At 46.0% G+C, this 17,346-nt stretch carries 16 protein-coding genes and 1 pseudogene; 10 read left to right on the forward strand and 7 right to left on the reverse strand.

Going from position 1 to position 17,346, the window contains the following annotated elements; genetic code table 11:
• Positions 1 to 22 precede the first annotated feature (22 nt).
• From H6F52_RS08830 to H6F52_RS08840, 3 genes are all read left to right on the forward strand, one after another.
• Positions 23 to 1,549, forward strand: coding sequence for an efflux RND transporter periplasmic adaptor subunit (locus tag H6F52_RS08830; RefSeq protein ID WP_347276197.1), 1,527 nt, complete (start codon positions 23 to 25; stop codon positions 1,547 to 1,549).
• A 121-nt stretch (positions 1,550 to 1,670) separates the two neighbouring features.
• Positions 1,671 to 2,834 carry an ABC transporter permease gene (locus H6F52_RS08835; RefSeq protein ID WP_190428460.1) on the forward strand — a complete coding sequence of 388 codons (1,164 nt, stop codon included), beginning with the start codon at positions 1,671 to 1,673 and terminating at the stop codon, positions 2,832 to 2,834.
• Between the two features lie 204 nt (positions 2,835 to 3,038).
• Positions 3,039 to 4,922 carry a TolC family protein gene (locus H6F52_RS08840; RefSeq protein WP_190533843.1) on the forward strand — a complete coding sequence of 628 codons (1,884 nt, stop codon included), beginning with the start codon at positions 3,039 to 3,041 and terminating at the stop codon, positions 4,920 to 4,922.
• A 99-nt stretch (positions 4,923 to 5,021) separates the two neighbouring features.
• Here H6F52_RS08840 and H6F52_RS08845 read toward each other — a convergent pair whose 3' ends face one another.
• Together H6F52_RS08845 and H6F52_RS08850 are read right to left on the reverse strand one after the other, a co-directional pair.
• Positions 5,022 to 5,927 carry an ion channel gene (locus H6F52_RS08845; RefSeq protein ID WP_190533845.1) on the reverse strand — a complete coding sequence of 302 codons (906 nt, stop codon included), beginning with the start codon at positions 5,925 to 5,927 and terminating at the stop codon, positions 5,022 to 5,024.
• Positions 5,928 to 5,970: 43 nt separating this feature from the next.
• Complete coding sequence (locus H6F52_RS08850; protein WP_190410050.1) at positions 5,971 to 6,333, reverse strand: helix-turn-helix domain-containing protein; 363 nt, start codon at positions 6,331 to 6,333, stop codon at positions 5,971 to 5,973.
• 287 nt (positions 6,334 to 6,620) lie between these two features.
• Here H6F52_RS08850 and H6F52_RS08855 point away from each other — a divergent pair, with 287 nt between their 5' ends.
• Positions 6,621 to 7,322 carry an alternative oxidase gene (locus H6F52_RS08855; RefSeq protein ID WP_190533848.1) on the forward strand — a complete coding sequence of 234 codons (702 nt, stop codon included), beginning with the start codon at positions 6,621 to 6,623 and terminating at the stop codon, positions 7,320 to 7,322.
• Between the two features lie 142 nt (positions 7,323 to 7,464).
• On the opposite strand, the gene H6F52_RS08860 is transcribed toward H6F52_RS08855, so the two are convergent.
• Positions 7,465 to 8,916 (reverse strand): YdiU family protein, encoded by a 1,452-nt coding sequence (locus H6F52_RS08860; protein WP_190533851.1) that lies wholly within the window; start codon positions 8,914 to 8,916, stop codon positions 7,465 to 7,467.
• A 215-nt stretch (positions 8,917 to 9,131) separates the two neighbouring features.
• On the opposite strand from H6F52_RS08860, the gene H6F52_RS08865 reads away from it, so the two are divergent.
• Positions 9,132 to 9,632, forward strand: coding sequence for a GNAT family N-acetyltransferase (locus tag H6F52_RS08865; RefSeq protein ID WP_190533854.1), 501 nt, complete (start codon positions 9,132 to 9,134; stop codon positions 9,630 to 9,632).
• 116 nt (positions 9,633 to 9,748) lie between these two features.
• Here H6F52_RS08865 and H6F52_RS08870 read toward each other — a convergent pair whose 3' ends face one another.
• Complete coding sequence (locus H6F52_RS08870) at positions 9,749 to 10,186, reverse strand: hypothetical protein (protein WP_190533857.1); 438 nt, start codon at positions 10,184 to 10,186, stop codon at positions 9,749 to 9,751.
• A 371-nt stretch (positions 10,187 to 10,557) separates the two neighbouring features.
• On the opposite strand from H6F52_RS08870, the gene H6F52_RS08875 reads away from it, so the two are divergent.
• Positions 10,558 to 10,779: a hypothetical protein gene (locus H6F52_RS08875; RefSeq protein WP_190533860.1), complete on the forward strand. Its 222-nt coding sequence runs from the start codon at positions 10,558 to 10,560 to the stop codon at positions 10,777 to 10,779.
• A 9-nt stretch (positions 10,780 to 10,788) separates the two neighbouring features.
• On the opposite strand, the gene pbpC is transcribed toward H6F52_RS08875, so the two are convergent.
• A complete protein-coding gene (pbpC, locus tag H6F52_RS08880) occupies positions 10,789 to 13,167 on the reverse strand; it encodes a penicillin-binding protein 1C (protein WP_242033883.1) in 2,379 nt (792 codons plus the stop codon).
• On the opposite strand from pbpC, the gene H6F52_RS08885 reads away from it, so the two are divergent.
• From H6F52_RS08885 to H6F52_RS08900, 4 genes are all read left to right on the forward strand, one after another.
• Positions 13,110 to 13,358, forward strand: a complete 249-nt coding sequence (locus H6F52_RS08885; protein WP_190533961.1) for a hypothetical protein — start codon at positions 13,110 to 13,112, stop codon at positions 13,356 to 13,358. The two genes, pbpC and H6F52_RS08885, sit on opposite strands and share 58 nt — an antisense overlap.
• 113 nt (positions 13,359 to 13,471) lie before the next feature.
• Positions 13,472 to 14,782, forward strand: a complete 1,311-nt coding sequence (locus H6F52_RS08890) for a glycosyltransferase (protein WP_190533866.1) — start codon at positions 13,472 to 13,474, stop codon at positions 14,780 to 14,782.
• A gap of 176 nt (positions 14,783 to 14,958) precedes the next feature.
• Complete coding sequence (locus H6F52_RS08895; RefSeq protein WP_190410043.1) at positions 14,959 to 15,183, forward strand: AbrB/MazE/SpoVT family DNA-binding domain-containing protein; 225 nt, start codon at positions 14,959 to 14,961, stop codon at positions 15,181 to 15,183.
• Positions 15,180 to 15,569 carry a type II toxin-antitoxin system death-on-curing family toxin gene (locus H6F52_RS08900; RefSeq protein WP_190533869.1) on the forward strand — a complete coding sequence of 130 codons (390 nt, stop codon included), beginning with the start codon at positions 15,180 to 15,182 and terminating at the stop codon, positions 15,567 to 15,569. The genes H6F52_RS08895 and H6F52_RS08900 overlap by 4 nt, the downstream gene beginning before the upstream one ends.
• 388 nt (positions 15,570 to 15,957) lie before the next feature.
• On the opposite strand, the gene H6F52_RS08905 is transcribed toward H6F52_RS08900, so the two are convergent.
• The gene (locus tag H6F52_RS08905) at positions 15,958 to 16,578 is read right to left on the reverse strand and encodes a hypothetical protein (protein ID WP_190410042.1); all 621 of its coding nucleotides are present in this window, start codon (positions 16,576 to 16,578) and stop codon (positions 15,958 to 15,960) included.
• A 212-nt stretch (positions 16,579 to 16,790) separates the two neighbouring features.
• Positions 16,791 to 17,213 (reverse strand): annotated as a pseudogene (locus tag H6F52_RS08910) (hypothetical protein).
• Positions 17,214 to 17,346: the final 133 nt, after the last annotated feature.

Here is a 17,346-nt window from a genome sequence, read left to right on the forward strand (position 1 = left end):
GTGAACTATTATCAGTAGCAGGGTGATTCAGCTTACTACTGCAAACTGGACGGGCAAAGTGTTGGGAATTGAAAAACTGGGTAAACCGGAATTCAAGGCTGGAGTCAAATGGTTAGCTTGGTCAGCAGGTCTAGCAGTAGCAAGTATAGGGGGTTGGCTAGTTTATGGGTTGCTGCTAAATCGCTCCGGCGACCCGGTGGCGGTGCGTTTGGTCAAAGTAGAGCGAGGCACCGTTGAGAACACGATCAATGAAAGTGGCGTGGTTGAATTAGGCGGTCAGCAAACCCTCAAATCCCCAGCGGAAAGCGCTGTGGAACGGGTGTTAGTACAACTTGGCGATCGCGTTCAATCCGGTCAAAAACTCATCGTTCTGCGCGACACCAAGCAAGAAACAAGCCTCGACGCCCAGCAGTTGGAGATTACTAAACAGGAACTCACTTTGGCACGCAGTCGCCAGAAAGTTGAAGAAGCCCAGGAAAGGCTAACAACTGCCCGAAGAGAACTCCAAAATCGTGTCAATCAGCAGGCGGCAATTCGGAAACAGGAACTTAGCATCAAACGCAATCAGCAGAAGATTGCCGAAGCTCAGGAAAAGCTAACGGCTGCCCAACAGGAACTCAAGCAGCTGCAAGTCCTCGCTGACAAAGGCTTCATTCCAGCCAACGAACTCCAGAATCAGCAAGAACAAGTCCGCGATGCCCAGTCTGCTTTACGAGATGCTCAGTTAGAAGCGAGTACAAGTAACTTAGAACTCCAGAACCTTCAGCAGCAGCGTCAAACTGACCAGCAAGAAATCTTAGACAAGGTGGCGACTGCACAAACTGAACTGCGGCAGGCACAATTAGAAGTCGCTACCACCAGTCGGGACATCCAGATGAAGGTGCTGGAAATCAAAAATCTTCAGCAGCAACTCCAAAACAACATCGTCACTGCACCCATTCAAGGGAAAGTTCTCAACATCATGGTTAAGAATGGGAATGGCGTCAACATTGGGAATGACCTGCTGACTTTAGGCGATCCAACGCAAGAGTTGGTGAAACTCAATCTTTCCACGCTGAATGCTGCCAAAGTGAAGAGCAATCAACGTGTCCGCATTAGTGTGATTGGTCCCGATGCGAAGAAATTTACCGGACGAGTGCAAAGCTTGTATCCCCAAGCGATCGCTAGCACTTCTAGCAGCAGCGAGCAGGAAAGCCAATCCGGACAAGCCACGGTGCCTGCAACTGTCAAGCTTGACCAACCCACCCGCAGATTAATTCCTAGCAGCCAAGTCAGCGTCGAAATCATTTTGCAGCAGCGCCAGAACGTCGTGGTTTTGAATACGGAAGCCATACAGCGCTCTGGTTCTAAACCCTTTGTCTGGGTACGAGATCAAGGCAAGGCGCAAAAACGGGACGTATCTTTGGGGCTAGAGGGATTAACAACCGTAGAAGTGACTTCAGGTTTGCAACCGGGGGACTCCGTGGTGCTGCCCCCACCGGATGCTTCCTTAGAGCCAGGAACGCCGGTTATTGTTCAAGAGAAATTAGAAAAGAAAGATGAAAAGTGATTGGTAATTGGTAATTGGTAATTGGTAATTGGTAATTAATATCCTTGCTCTCATGCTCAGCCTGGGAAACAGAAAAAAGAAACATGAGAAGTAATTGGTAATTCCTAATTTTTAAGTTGATATGAGCCTCTCCCCCTTCGACCTCCTCGCGCTCACCTGTAACTCCCTACGCAGTAACCCTGTGCGTTCTACCCTTACCACTTTGGGCGTTTTTATGGGTGTAGCAGCAGTCAGCGCCACGCTTCAAGTGGGCAGCATCAGTCGAGCGGTAATTGCCAAGCAACTCGCTGAGAGAGACGCCCCTCAAGTCTCTGTCTACATGAATGGGGAACTCCGGTCAGAAGACATGGAATACTTGCGACAGCGGCTAGAGGGCGTGCGGGCAATCAGTGCCTCTAGTGGGTTCTATCCGAATCCTCAAACCTTATTTCAGGATGAAGAAGCCCAACCTAATATGAGGTCTGTTACTCAAGACTTTCTGCTCACGTCGGGAAAGCAATTGGTAGCGGGGCGCTTCTTCACTCCTGCCGATTTTGAAAACTATCGCCCTGTCGTGGTGCTCGATCAATTTTTAGTAGACAAACTTTTTAAAGGTCAGAAAGCTGTTGGAGAAACCATTTATGCTAATTCAAGACCCTACGTCGTTGTCGGGGTCGTGCCAACCGTTACCCCATCTTTTGGGGAACCTGAAGGTGAGGTATTGATACCGATGTCGTTTTACTACGCCCTGACGGGTAGCCGCGACCTTGGCTCCTTCAAGATACGCCCTTACAAAATAGAAGACTTAGAAGATTTGGCAGACAAAGCCAAGCAACTGATGGAGCAGCGCTTCCCAGGCAAAGAGGTTTATGCCTGGAACAACGTAGACGAAATCTTGGCGCAGCAGCAAACCTTGGAAATGGCATCCAATGGGCTGACAGCCGTGGGAATCATTTCGCTACTCATCGGTGGCGTTGGCATTGCCAATATCACAATCGCAGCAGTAATGGAGCGTACCCCAGAAATTGGGCTGAGGCGGGCAATTGGGGCAAAAAGGCGGGACATCTTGCTGCAATTTATTCTGGAAGCGGCAATCCTGAGTTTATTGGGGGGAACTGCCGCTATTATCTCGGTGCATGGCTTGACGATGGTTGTCGCCGAAACTTTTAAGTTACCTTACGAATTTGAAAGCAAGACGGCTGCTTTGTCCCTAGGATCTGCACTCTTGGTAGGAGTAGGCGCTGGATTTTTGCCTGCTGTGAGAGCTAGTCGGCTCGATCCCGTGAAAGCATTGCGTAACTCTTAGCCTCAGTTACAGGCATTGCGTAAAGCAACTCAATTTTGGATTTTGGATTAAATCGGCAATTGTTCAATCTAAAATCTAAAATCAACCAGCTAAAAGCTATCCGCGATCATGCACAAGCTCGACGACCCAGATTCAAAACCTCCAGCTTCTAGCGGTAGGTTTTTGCCGCCTATCCGCTCTCTTTTTGGGGGGGTCGTTCTGCTTGTGAGTGCAACTTTGGGCACGACGTTAACGTTAGCCACCGTTTTTAAGCTTCATTCAACGGCGGTAAGAGCGACGACAGCTAATGTTCGGACAGCAGCTCAGACACAGACACCGGAACTCGCACGCCCGATTATGGTTTCGCCAACGGATAGAGCAACGGTCAAAACGGCTCCAGTCTCAGAAAGTCCGGGGGTGAACATAGGCAAAGCAATAGTTTTAGGGGGAATTGGTGTAAAGAATGCGATCGCTCCTTCTTCTCTTTCCCCACTCGCAACTAAAACCAGTCCAACTTTTACGCTTAACACCCAGCCAAGACAATTCCCACCCTCTCCGACTACTAGCCCGCCTTTACAAACAGAGTTGGAGGGATCTAGTATCTCCCCATCGGCAAAAAGTATTCGCCCCCAATCTTCGCCTCCCGTTGCCGCATCTCGGTCAATTTTAAAGACGTTCTCTGAAGCCAGGAAACCAGCCGCTTTATTGGCTCAAGCGCAACCAAAACCCAACCAACAAGAAACCGTAACAACTGGGCGGGGGATTCAATTAACCCTAGCTGATGTTGTTATCTTGGTATTGCAAAACAATAAAGATATCAAAAATGCTTATTTAGAAAGAATCGCCCAAAGACAAGACTTAGCAGTGGCAGAAGATAGATTTGTCCCTGATTTTACGCCTAGATTATCATTTAATCTCGATCGCTTTGGTTCGGGTGGAAACACTAGCACGAATAGCGATCTTGGTGTTGGTGCCACTGTTGAGGTCACGGTTCCTACGGGAGGTAGGCTGAGTTTTGGTTGGGAAACGAACGGTCAAACGTCAAATATAAATAATTTCAATGTTGATAGAGATAACAATCTATTTGGCTCAAATCTTCAGCTACGTTTAACTCAACCTCTATTACGAGGGGCTGGTGTTGCAGTTAATCAAGCTCCTATTGAAATTGCTCGACTCGATGAAAGAGCAAATATTCAAGGTTTAAAATCAACTCTCATTAATACCATCACTGAAGCTATCTTAGCCTACCGCAATTTACTTAGAGCGCAGGAAAGACTGAATATTGAGCAGATTTCTCTAGAAAGCGCCCGCCAAATTTTAGAATTTAACCAAGCCTTGATTGAGGCTGGGCGACTCGCGCCAGTTGAAATTGTTCAAAGCCAGACAGACATTGCAAATAGAGAAGTCAGCTTGTTAGAGGCTCGGAATAATCTGGAGTCTGTCAAATTAACTTTGTTAGATATTCTAGATATCGAGCAAACTCTTAATATTGAACCTGTAGAAAAAATAGTATTGCAATCGAAGTCTTTAGATTTAAATAATCTAAAACAAATTGCCTTTCAAAACAGACCGGATTATTTGCAAGCACAGTTCAGCTTGGAAAGAACAAAATTTGAAAGATTAATTGCAGATAATAACCGGCGCTGGAACTTAGACTTAGATGCAGGTTACGGCGATTCCTTAGATGACACAACCCAACTAACAGCTGGGTTAATCTTGTCCCGTACCTTCGGCGATCTCACTGTGGAACGAGATTATCAACGAAGTCAAGTAAACTTCCAGAAAGCAGAAAATACTTTAGAAAGTCTGCGTCAAAGTATCGATATTGAAGTAACAGATAGAGTTAGAAAGGTAAATCTAAGTCTTCGACAGGTGCAACTTGCCCAGCAAGCAAGGCAATTGGCTGAGAGCACACTACAAATAGAACAAGAAAAACTGAGATTGGGAAGAGGGTCAATTTTTCAGGTTGTGAGTTTTCAGAATAATTTAGTAGAGGCAAGAAACCGAGAACTAGATGCAACGATTGATTATCTCAATGCCTTGACAAATCTCGATCAATCTGTCGGTACCACACTGGAAACTTGGCAGGTGACAATTGAAAGAAAATGATATTAAGTCTCAGGAAAAAAACCATTGTTAAACTACCTGAGTCTCTGTCTCCAATAGGGTTTGCTGAACTTAGGCGAAGGGAAAACTATCTTTTTCCAGCTACTTATTAGCCCTGACAGATTCTATCGGCATCACATCATGAAAGCGGGTATAGTCGATCGAGCGCCGCCCGTCCGGCATCCTAGATAAGATGTCCACAAAACGCATATTCCACAGGATATCGGACGTGGCAAAGGAGTGACGGGCATGGATCGTCTGTGAAACGATTTCGTCTAACCCAGTCAGCATCACGACGATCTCGCTTTCCGACTCAGCCAGGGAGTCTACCGTAACCCCATAAAGCGGACTCGTCTCGTCAATCTGATGCATCACCGTCCAGCTCAATGCAAACATGGATGTATGACTGCGAACTAATTTGAGATCGTAAAACCGACGCATGAATTCTCCCTCCCGATTGACTTCGTTGCGAACTAAAGTCACCCGGATCTGCGCTTCTACAATTACGTCGCGCCGCTGGTTAGCCGTCCGAAACATCAGAGTCGGCACCCCATCATAGGGAGCGATCGCTGCCACGCGACTGAAAAGCACTCTCGCCGTTGGCACGGAGAACCGCGCAAACGCCAGTCCCGTCGCCATTGCCACTCCGAAAAGACCCGCCAGCGCTTCGACTGTCACCACCGCATTCGCGTAAGGCGTACGCGGATACATCGCACCGTAGCCGATAGTCGCCATCGTCTGGACGCTGAAAAAGAAGGCGTCAAGGAAGGAACCCGGTTGAGCGTTCTGGATGCAATCTCCTCCAGCTAGATAGATGAGGGCAAACACCGCGTTGGAGACTAGATACAACAGACTGAACAGCGCTAAGAACCATCCCCAGGAAAGGGTAAGCAGCAAATGATATAAATCGCCCCGATGAAATCCCGATACCCCTCGCCGCACGATGTTCAACTGCCCATCCCGGCTCACAAAGCGCGTTAATGAGGGCGAACGATATCTTTTGCCCATAGATTGTTGTTATTAGGAATCGGCGTCACGCAGGCGACCTTTCCTAGAAAGCTATCCCATCAAGAGGACAAACACAAGCATCTCGGTTGAGCCATCGTTCTCCCACCTGCTTTAGCGCTGTCATCACGGGTTGAATTTCTCGCCCCTTCTGGGTGAGCGAATACTCTACGCGGGGAGGAATTTCTGCGTAGACTCGGCGTTCCACTAAACCATACTCTTCTAGTTCTCTGAGCCGTATCATCAGCGTTTTGGTGCTAATTCCAGGCAATGCTTCTAGGAACTCGTGGGTACGGCGATCGCTTGTAAACAACTCTCTGAGAATCAGAATAGACCATTTACTGCCGATTAAGTCCACGGTGAACTGGATTGGGCATTTTGTCTCTATGCACTGGCTGCTGTTAAGCATTGATGCCTCTAGATATCGCTCTTTTCTTTGCTTATTCTGACCAATCTTCTGAACAGAGGGACGCTGAAGTTAGCTCCCGCCAAATATTTTAATCTTTCTTAATAAAGCTCTGGACAAGTTGCAGCGGGTCAATCTTTTACTTTTGGTAACTATAGTGTCCTTCCAGCCACTGTCAGATTTACGGATTTTCTATTTTTAGGAGTTGAGTAGGATGCAAATAGAGGGAACGAACAGCCTTCCTTCCCGCTCAACTTCTTCAATAAATCAAAATATTTGAGGTTTTTCAAATGATTCGATTACTTGTCGGTGTATTAGTCTTTGTTATCAACACAATTTACCGCGATCGCCCTTATCCCCGTTTTTACGTCCTAGAAACAGTTGCTCGTGTTCCTTACTTTGCCTATTTATCAGTTTTGCACCTTTACGAAACAGTTGGAATGTGGCGCAGAGCAGATTGGTTAAAAGTTCACTTTGCGGAATCTTGGAACGAACTCCATCACCTCCTGATTATGGAATCTTTAGGGGGTAATCAGCAGTGGTTCGATAGATTTTTAGCACAACATACTGCTTTACTTTATTATTGGGTGATCGTTGTTCTTTACATTCTCTCGCCTCGTTCTGCCTACAATTTCATGGAATTAGTTGAAGGACACGCTTATCATACTTACGATACATTTTTGCAAGAAAATGAATCAGAATTAAAAGCTACATCTGCCCCAGAAATTGCCATCAATTACTATCGAGACGGCGACTTGTATATGTTCGATGAGTTTCAAACTGGAGGAGTTCCAGAAGAACGCCGTCCCGTCATTAACAACCTCTACGATGTGTTTGTAAACATTCGAGATGATGAAGCGGAACACGTCAAGACAATGATAGCTTGCCAGAAGCCTGATGCTCAATTAACCTTCAAGAGTCCCCATACGATAGAAGTAGGTGGAACATTTCTCGCCCCAAATGAAGAAGTTAAATCAGTTGTTGTGCAATAGGATGTGCTGATAAAAAAACAAAAGGAGAGATATTTACACTATCTCTCCTTTTGTTTTTTTGAAGGAGTTAGAAATGGCTATATCTCTTTTATGTCAATAGATTAACGCCATTTACAAACAGAGGAAAACCAAGTAATGAAGATTAAGCGATCGCATTCTTGTGGAATCTCAACCGTTCAATCAATTCATAAAACGGTGTCCAGTTATCTTCTTGGTCAATTTTCTCCCAAACCGCTTCTATTTCGGGTCTGACTAATGCAGTTTTAGGATTATGACGACGTAACCGTGTTGCTATACTATCCAGTTCGCTATCTGGGAAACTGAGTAAAGTTTGCAGGTATAAATTTCTCCAGTCTTCCAATAATGCTGTAGCCTCAGGCGCATTCAAAAATTCATCTGCTTTCAGAATGTTTGTCGCATCATCACGCCAATTGCGGTCAAACTGATTTGTTACTTCCCAAAAGAAACTGTGATAGCTTACTTGTGTTTCTACCAGGAGTTTCAGAGTTTGCATCACTAATTCTTCTGCGGCTAAATCGGGCAGATTCTCGAATCCCAATTTACCGATCATCCGCGCGGTGTAAGTTCGGTTATAATGCTCGGCAAATTGGGATAGAGCAACTTCCATCTCTGACATAGGAATAACCGCAGATAGGGGTTGTTGGAGCATTTCTAAATTGAGCTGGCAGATCCCTGGTTGATTGCTGTAACTGTACCGTCCGTAATAGTCAAAGTAGGCAGCAGTAAATTTGGGGTCGTAGGTGTTAATAAAAGCGTAGGGACCATAGTCGAAACTTTCCCCAGTAATAGACATATTATCGGTGTTTAGAACCGCATGACAAAATCCCACTGACATCCATTGGGCAGCAAGTTCCGCAACCCGCTTGACTAATTCTGCATAAAATAGAACGTAGCGGTCTTCCTTATCTTTGAGGTGAGGATAATATTGTTCAATTACATGGTCTAAAAGCTTTTCCGTTAAATCCTTGCGTCCAAAAAAGTGCAATCGCTCAAATGTTCCAAAACGAATGTGGGAACGGCTGAAACGAATCATTACCGAGGATCTTGTTGGAGAAGGTTCATCGCCTCGCCAGAGTCCTTCTCCCGTTTCAATCATCGATAAGCAGCGGGAAGTACGCACTCCTAAATAGTGAAGCGCTTCAGCAGCTAAAACTTCTCTGACACCACCTTTAAGCGTGAGTCTACCATCGCCGCCTCTAGAATACGGAGTCGTACCAGACCCTTTCGTTCCAAAGTCATAAAGTTCGCCATCCGTACCGCGCACTTGTCCGTAGAGAAATCCTCTGCCATCGCCTAAGCGAGAGTTATATTCTCCAAATTGATAGCCGTGATAACGCAAAGCTAAAAATGGTCTAACTCCTTGAAACATCCCAAATGCTTCGATAAAATCATCGTCTGTCACCGTGTCTGGTTTCAGTCCCAATATTGGTAATAATTCATCGTTGCGAAAGCGCAGAATATATTTAGGAAAGTCTGCCGCTGCTACTCGATCAAAATAATCATCGCCTAAAGCTTCTAAGGCAGACTCATAATTGAGATTTAAAAAAGGATTGGAAAACTTTTCAGGAGTCATAAGTTACTAAAATACCCAATGAATGTAATTCGTGCCTATACAAACATACGGACTGAAACAAACATTATAAAGACTGCGTAGGCAGTCTTTGTTTGTATAGCGCCAGACTTTAGTCTGTTAGCGAAGCGGCACGAAGTGCGCGCACCTTTGCCAGATGTTTCATTTCTATGCTACGGATAAGCAAGTATACAGTTTCAGCATCAAAAGACTGAAATATGCTTATTCGTCCTGCTACACCTGCTGACGTGCCATCTGTCCTCCCGATGGTTGCCAAGATTTGTGCCTTGCATGAAGCTTGGGATTCAGCAAAGTATGGATTCTTGCCGAATCCAGAGTTGCGTTATGAGAAGTGGTTGAGTCGGATAGCGTCTAGTGCATCGCTGGATGCGCCACCGCAACGCGATCGCAATATCTTCCTAGTCGCTGAGGCTGAAAATAAGCAAGTGGTGGCGTTTCTGGTGGCGACGGTAGAACGGGAAATCCCCATTTACCGTTTACAGGAATATGCTTTTCTTCACGACCTCTGGGTTGAAGAGGAATATCGCCAAGCTGGAATTGCGAAGGCGATGGTGATGCAGGCGATTGAACGCTTTAACTCGATCGGAGTCAAACAAATTCGCCTCGATACGACTGTTGCTAACGAGGCGGCGCGCCGATTATTCTCTTCCTGTGGCTTTCGGATGAGTACGATAGAAATGCTGATTGAATTAGGCTGATACCAAGAGAACGGCTTTTTTTTGTAAGTAGAGGCATCGGGTTGAACAACTCTACCGTAATCCACACGCTTGTTTGGACAGCGACCCGCACCAGAGTGTGACCGTTCCCTTCTCATTCAGACCAAGGTGTGTTTTTCGAGAAGCTTAGCCAATCCCGGTATCCCTTCCTCCACGTTTTTCTTAGCCGAGCCGCGCAATTTTTTATAGGTACCCAACACGAGGCTGTTTCTGACGGTCTCCATCCGGGCATCGGTAACGCTCAGGATAGCATCTGCTGCGGGAGAGCGGCTGGCAACGAAGTGCGTGACTGGATCTCCTTTCTGGACACTCTCGCTCCAAATGGGATCGAGTGCTGTACACAATCCTGGCAGGAACTGCTCCACGGCGTAGCCAATGTACCCTGGCTTTATACCCTTGACCGCGCTGTAGCCTGCCTTTATGGCAAGACCAGATATCCCTGACTTGGAAGCGACCTCCTCATCGATCAATTTGCAGAAGTCATTTACAACTTCAGCCTTTTTGTTTGGGTTCAAGAGCTGGTCGCTAAGTGCCATTTCGATCCTCCTAAGTGTAAAAGCGCTAGTGTAAAAGCGCTGGATTTTGATTCCACTAATTGTTTAGGGAAAAAACAGAATAAATGCTATCACAGTTACAAACTCTTATAAAGAAAAACTTAAGCGCATAGTTAATCTGGGGGAAGCGATCGCCCCTATCTTCTACCTGTTACAACAAGGGTGTCAATAGGGGAATTGCATAATTTGGCAAGATTGCACCCAAAATTTTGTATTTTTCAAAGTCGATTAAGATTACGACTAATCAATCCAACTCGCTATGACTAATACCCTGCGGGTGATTTAGCGCTAGAGCCTTTCCCTAACAAGACTTACGCAGTTAATTAGTAAATCCCTGATTCTATCGTAGGGGCATGGCAATCAAAAAGCCCCTACAGCGTGTTGACCTGCGTAAGCCCTACCTGAAACTGACTCAGGCTAGATTTGAATATCTTCAGCAACTCCGCCAGACAACTCATGCCAAAATTGCCCAAATGTTTGTCAATTTGTCAGAGGATCGGCTACTGCGTGTAATACAAAAACAGGCAATCATTAACAATGTGTTTGAGGGAAAGGCATCCGAACCACCCAGTTAATACTACGGTTTAATTTGACTTGAGCGAGAAACCCCGGCGTGTCTGCCGATATTTACCTAACTGCACTTGGAAACTTACCGTATCAGTCTTTTCCCCACTTCTTGCTTCCAAAGTCCACTGACCGGGACGAAGCTGCCAAAATAGGGAATTCGATGGCTGCGTCGCTAACTTTTCCCCATTCAACCACCACTCTACTGACTGGCTGCGCGTTCCAGCGACTTTAAACTCTAGTTGTTGCATTTCTGTCTGTACATTCTCTGTGCCTTTGGGATTCGTTTTTTCACCTGAGTGCAATAAGAAAACATCGCCATTGTGAGGAGACAAAATCTTGACGCCACTAGAGACAAAACTCGGTTGATGCTGCCTTGCTAACCATTCATCGTACTCTGGAGGCAACTTCGCAGTACCTGACTGACGCTCATAATCGCTAATATCTTCTGCGTAAAAATATTCTTGCACTACTGAGGGGCAGTCTGGGGTAGGGCGTAAGCCAGAAATTGCACAGATTGGGCGTTGCACCAGATTTTCTGGAGGGGGAAAGATGGCAGGTTCTCGATTCTGATGGAGGTGTAACATGATGCGATTCCAGAGGGGTGCTGCACCTGTCACCCCCGAAACTTGTCGCATGGGATCGCCGTTAAAATTGCCCACCCACACGGCTACGGTGTAGTCGGTGGTAAACCCGACCGTCCAAGTATCTCGAAAATCGGAGGAAGTGCCTGTTTTAACTGCTGCGGGGAATGGTAAAGCTAGCACTGAGTCTACCCCAAAGGCACTTGCACGAGCATGGCGATCGCTCAACATATCCGCAATCAATCCCCAGGTGGAAGGGTTGGCAGATGGCACTTTGGAAGGTTTTCGGTCGGCAGATGGCAGGTTGGAGAATGTGGTGACTAGCGGTGTAGCTTCTCCACGTCTTGCTAAAGTCACATACGCCCTCGCCAACTCCCATAAACTGACTTCACCGCTACCCAAAATTAGTCCCAATCCGTAATGTTCGGGCAACCGATTTAAATGCTCAAATCCTAATTGATGCAGATGATTTAGAAAATTTTGCACGCCGACTTTTTCTAATACCCGCACCGCCGGAACATTTAGAGAATTTGCCAAAGCTACGCGAACTCGTACTGGTCCTAAAAAAGTTTCATCATAATCTGTAGGACTGTAGAGTTTCGCGCCGGGAATCGCGTAATGAGTTGGCACATCCGCCAAGATAGTATTCGGGCGAATCGTGCGGTTTTTTAGGGCATATTCATATAAAAAAGGCTTCAAAGTAGAACCGGGTTGACGTAATGCCTGTACCCCGTCGTTGCGACCGAGTTGTGCTTCATTAAAGTAATCGGGAGAACCCACATAAGCCAAAACTTCCCCCGTGTGGTTGTCAATGACTAAGGCAGCAGCATGATTAACATTATTGGGGGTGAGGGTACGAATCACCTGCTGTACTTGCGCTTCCACAAATTGCTGCAAAGGGCGATCGATACTGGTGCGGATCTGGGACATCCGATTGGGGATAGCGCTTTCTGGGGCTTTGCTCGAAGATTTTTGATTTTGAATTGAAGAATTAGATAGTTGATTAGATACCCAAAATAAAAAATGAGAGGCGGCAATAATTCCCTGTTGTCTCGGTGCTAGGGAAATCTCTTCTTTGTAAGCTCGATCTGCTTGTGCGCGAGTAATATAACCGTCTTCAACCATGCGATTCAGGACATAAATCTGCCGCTTTTTAAGGCGTTTCCAATGGTCGTAGGGATTGAAGTAAGTGGGATTATTAGGAACAGCAGCGAGAAGACTTGCTTGGGCAAGATTAAGTTCGCTTGCTGGAATATCGAAATAGTTACGGGATGCAGCTTCTAACCCATAGATATTCCCCCCCATTGGCAGGCGATTGATGTAAGCAGTCAGGATTGCATCTTTATTCATCCCGGCGGCGATGCGCCAAGATAGCCAAATTTCGCGCAACTTGCCCGGTAAGGTGCGGGGAACGGGATCTAACATCCGCGCTAGTTGCATCGTAATCGTGGATGCACCGGAGGTAATCCTTTTCGCCTGAAGTGAATCTTTAAGCGATCGCGCTACAGCCTTCAGATCCAGCGCCCCGTGATGATAATATGAGCCATCTTCAGCAGCTAAAATCGCGTTGATAAAGTGGGGCGAAACTTGATTCAGCGGCACCACAGCGGTATGCTCTTGGTCGCGGGTCAGCAATCTTCCTAAAGGAAGTCCATTGCGATCGCTAAATTCTATCGCTTGCGTATCCTGGGCAATATCTTTGGCGCGAACGGGTGCCAGATAAGGAAGCGATCGCACGGTTAAACCCAGCAACACCAATGCTAAGAATCCGCGAAATTTCTTGTTTCTCCCCCAACGCCAAAAGAGTTCCTGCATTTGGATTTGCCACTGCTTGGGTTGTCTCATCGCTTAACCCTTTCGCCAACGAAGACTTACCCCCTTATCTTCATTGTGACGATCGCCTTTACCGGATGAGGGTGTTTTTAGGGGATGAGCGATCGCATCTTCCCTCTAAGCGCTTGAAACTGGCAGATGGTACGCTTCCACCTCAAGACAATGATGGGTAATTCTTCCTAATCACCCACTAGGGTCAGCCAATCGGATGAAGCAAGTACCCTTAAACCGCCGTAGTTTTGTAGTAATACAAGTAACTCATCTATAAAAAGATACGGTAGCCATTATGAAGATTGTTCTACACACTTATGGTTCGCTAGGCGACCTGCATCCTTATATAGCGATCGCCCTAGAATTAAAGGCAGGCGGGCATCAAGCAGTAATTGCCACCGCTGAGTTCTACCGTAACAAAATCGAAGCGGCTGGTCTTGAGTTCCACCCAGTCCGTCCCGATTTTCCCACAGACGTTGAACAGCAACGAGAACTTGTGCGTCTGATCATGGACAAGCAAAACGGTACAGAATACGTCTTTCGCCAAGCAATCTTACCCTATGTCCAAGAAACTTATGAGGATCTGATGTCGGCAGTGCGCGATGCAGACCTGTTGGTGACACACCCCCTCAGCTTCGCAGCAACGCCCGTTGTTGAGAAAACGGGAATTCGTTGGGTTTCCAGCGTACTGTCTCCGATGTCGTTCCTCTCCGCCTACGATCCCCCAGTAGTGGCGACTTTCCCCAGTTGGCTGAATCTACGCATACTTGGCCCTGGGTTTAATGGAGCGCTCATCCGCCTCGCTAAAAATCGTTTCAGCTCGTGGGATGAACCCCTGCGACAGTTACGGACACAGCTTGGTTTATCTCCCCTTGCTGATTCTATGTTTGAAGGGATGAACTCCCCCGACTTAGTGCTGGCTTTATTTTCAGAAGCTCTCGCAACTCCTCAACCCGACTGGCCAAAACAAACTTGCGTTACCGGATTTACTTTCTACGATCGCAATGGCAATACTGGTCTATCTCCGGAACTGGCATCATTTTTGGATGCGGGAGATCCGCCAATTGTGTTTACTTTGGGAAGTTCCGCCGTGTGGGTTGCTGACAAGTTTTACCTCGAAAGTGCCAAAGCTGCCTTAAAGTTGGGCTATCGGGCTGTATTGCTGGTTGGCAACAATAACCCCTCCCTACCAAAAGAGTTGCAATCTAAAGATATTGCTATTTTTGACTACGCTCCCTACTCGGAACTGTTTCATCGGGCTGCTGCTATTGTGCATCAAGGAGGCGTAGGCACAACCGCACAGGTGTTGCGTTCCGGTCGCCCGATGTTGGTGGTACCCTTTAGCAACGACCAACCAGACAATGCTGCACGGATTACTCGTTTAGGAGTCGGACGAACTATCGATCGCGATCGCTACACAGCTTCTCGTGCGGCTAAGGAACTCGATCGCCTATTGCGCGAACCTCGCTACCAGGCTAAAGCCGCAGAAGTTGGCGCTAAGGTACAGGCAGAAAATGGAGTCAAGGTTGCCTGCGATGCGATCGAAGCACAATTAAAAAAAGACAAGAATGCTACGCTTCATCGTGCGTCCGCCTCGCCTGTTTAACTATTTTGTGGAGAGTGCGCTCGCGTCTTTCAAAGATTGGAGCGATTTTGGATAGACGCGATCGCATCTTTGAATCAGGAAAATTTGTCAAACCCTTAATGACTAAACAAGGGGATTCCATTCTATAAGTTTATGTTATAACATATGTAGTTACTATCCAATTAAGAGGTGATAGTATGCATACTCTAAAAATTCGACGGATTGGCAATTCTTTAGGAGCAACCTTCCCTAAAGAAGTATTGCAAAAGCTAAATGTCAGTGAGGGAGACAGCATTTTCCTGACAGAAACTCCAGATGGAGTTCAAATAACTGCTTACGATCCTGATTTTGAAGCCGCAATGCAGGCTTTTGCAGAGACCCGTAAAAACTACCGCAATGCCTTTCGTGAATTAGCTAAATGAAGGAACCCAAATGGGTGCCTGAGACAGCAGTAAGCGCCATACATGAAGAGCTAATTGCAGAGCATGGAGGGGAGCCTGTATTAAGAGATGCAGGGTTACTTTCAGCGAGTCTAGCCAGACCTCGGCACTTATTCTCTTACAGTGAAAATGCAAAGCTATTTGATCTGGCAGCAGCCTACGGCTATGGTCTGGCAAAAAATCATAGTTTCGTCGATGGCAACAAGCGCATTGCCCTTGCTGTCATCGACGTTTTTTTACGATTGAATGGCTATAAGTTAGTAGCACCAGAACCAGAAGCAGTAGTCATAATGATTAATCTTGTGGATGGTGTGGAAGATCAAGAGAGCCTATCCGCTTGGATTGCTGAAAACTCCCAAGAACTCTAAATCCTCAACTGTGTAGTAAACGGGAACCAAGGAGGGATGCGATCGCGATCACGCCTTTCGGCACATCAACACCAAAGCCAACAATATGCAAAATCTCTTGTGTTGCCAAATCTTAATTATCAACAGCTTGGGTTGTTTCATCGCTTAACCCTCTGCTAAAGAAGACTTAGATTATCTTCACTGAAACCATTGCACTTACCGGAATCAGATTCAAGTAACTGATTTGTGGGGCTATGGTGTTTTAATGGGATGTGACCGCCCTCTATCATAAGATTTATCTACGAGCGATCCTATCCAAGACATATCAGCACCAAAATAAAATGTGCTGATGTTGAACTTCCACTCTTTACTCAATTGTCGCAGTTTCTCTTTGTCTGTGTTCTGTCTGTTATATCTGTTCTAGATACTCTCTCCCACGCTCTGTAATTCTTACATAGTTCCTCAAATTTCCTCCATCTTTCATTGAACCAATGTGTTTTTCCGGAAGACTTTCGATAAAGCCTAGTGTGCGTAAGCGCCGCAATTCCTGTTTGAAACTTTGTCGTTTTACGTAATCGAGGACTGGCTCATTGCTTGCTAACCTTTTGAGATGCTTTAGCTCGTCTTCATTTAGCAAGAATTTATTGATAATTTCTTTTTGCTGAGGGTTGGCAGCCGCCTTCTGCTCCAGCTCCGCTAAACGTTCAATCAACTTCTTATGGGCATCTAAATTTTCTTTTTGCCTTTCTTGTTCTTCCTTGATCTCATTGAGTTCTACTGTTACTTCGCCATCTTTGTATTGTAGCTTGGCTAATCTTTCTACCAAACCTGAATTAAACAACAGGATAATGGTAAAAATTGCTACGTCCGTCGGTTCAACTTTTTTGATTCGTCCGAATGGAACTAAGACTAAGTAAACTAAAGCTACAACAGTGACTATTTTTAATAGCCACCCGTTGAAATTATTTTTGCTCTTACCCTTAAGGCTGGTATCCTGCTCGAAATTATCTTTCTGACTTATAATATTCATGTCTCGACAACCAACTCGCCGCGTGAATCTTGCTTTTTCACAGATTCACTCATTTACATACTGAAGTTGCAGCGAACTTTCCGGACTTTTTTAGCAGATAGACGCGCAAAACACTAAATGCTTTTATCTCTCCCAGAAGAGTAAGTGGCATTGCCTACTTAAGCGATCTCATCCTCGTTCGGAAGGTGTCATCTAGGTCAAATGAAATTCGCTTAAGTAGTAGGATGTACAAAAGTTAACCAGCAAAGCTTGAGAATATCGGGATCTATCCCCCTTTCTTTTAACTTGGCAATTAGCGATCCAAGCTGTTGTTGTGCTTGTTCAGCTTGCTCTTCAGGAGTGGGAAACCGAATTCCCTCGCAGTCATACCAGTACAACCATTCCCGCGTCCATCCCTGATAAGTGCCTCGTCCGCGTCCAATTCCCAAACCAATCTCATTAGCTCTATCTGTCATGTAGTAGATACCCATGTTTAGCCCAAAAAACCAGTCCATACGCTCTTGCTGGAGCAAAGCTAGAATTGCTCTTAGCAAGTGGAGAACTAGGTTTTACAGTTCATTATCCACAGGGGTATCGTCAGAATCTGGTAGTTCTGCTGAGGATGGCAGATCAAGGAACGGGTCGTACTGGACCATGACGGCTTTGCCTAGACTGACTGTCTGATCTTAACCAAGCATGAGTGGCATTAGCTCAGCATAAAGTAAAGATTTTAAGCTTAATTGTTAAGCTAGCCGGAAGGTTGAGCCGTTGAGATGTAGACCTCTTGTT

It is taken from the genome of Coleofasciculus sp. FACHB-542 (assembly GCF_014695825.1).
Lineage (GTDB): Bacteria > Cyanobacteriota > Cyanobacteriia > Cyanobacteriales > FACHB-T130 > FACHB-T130.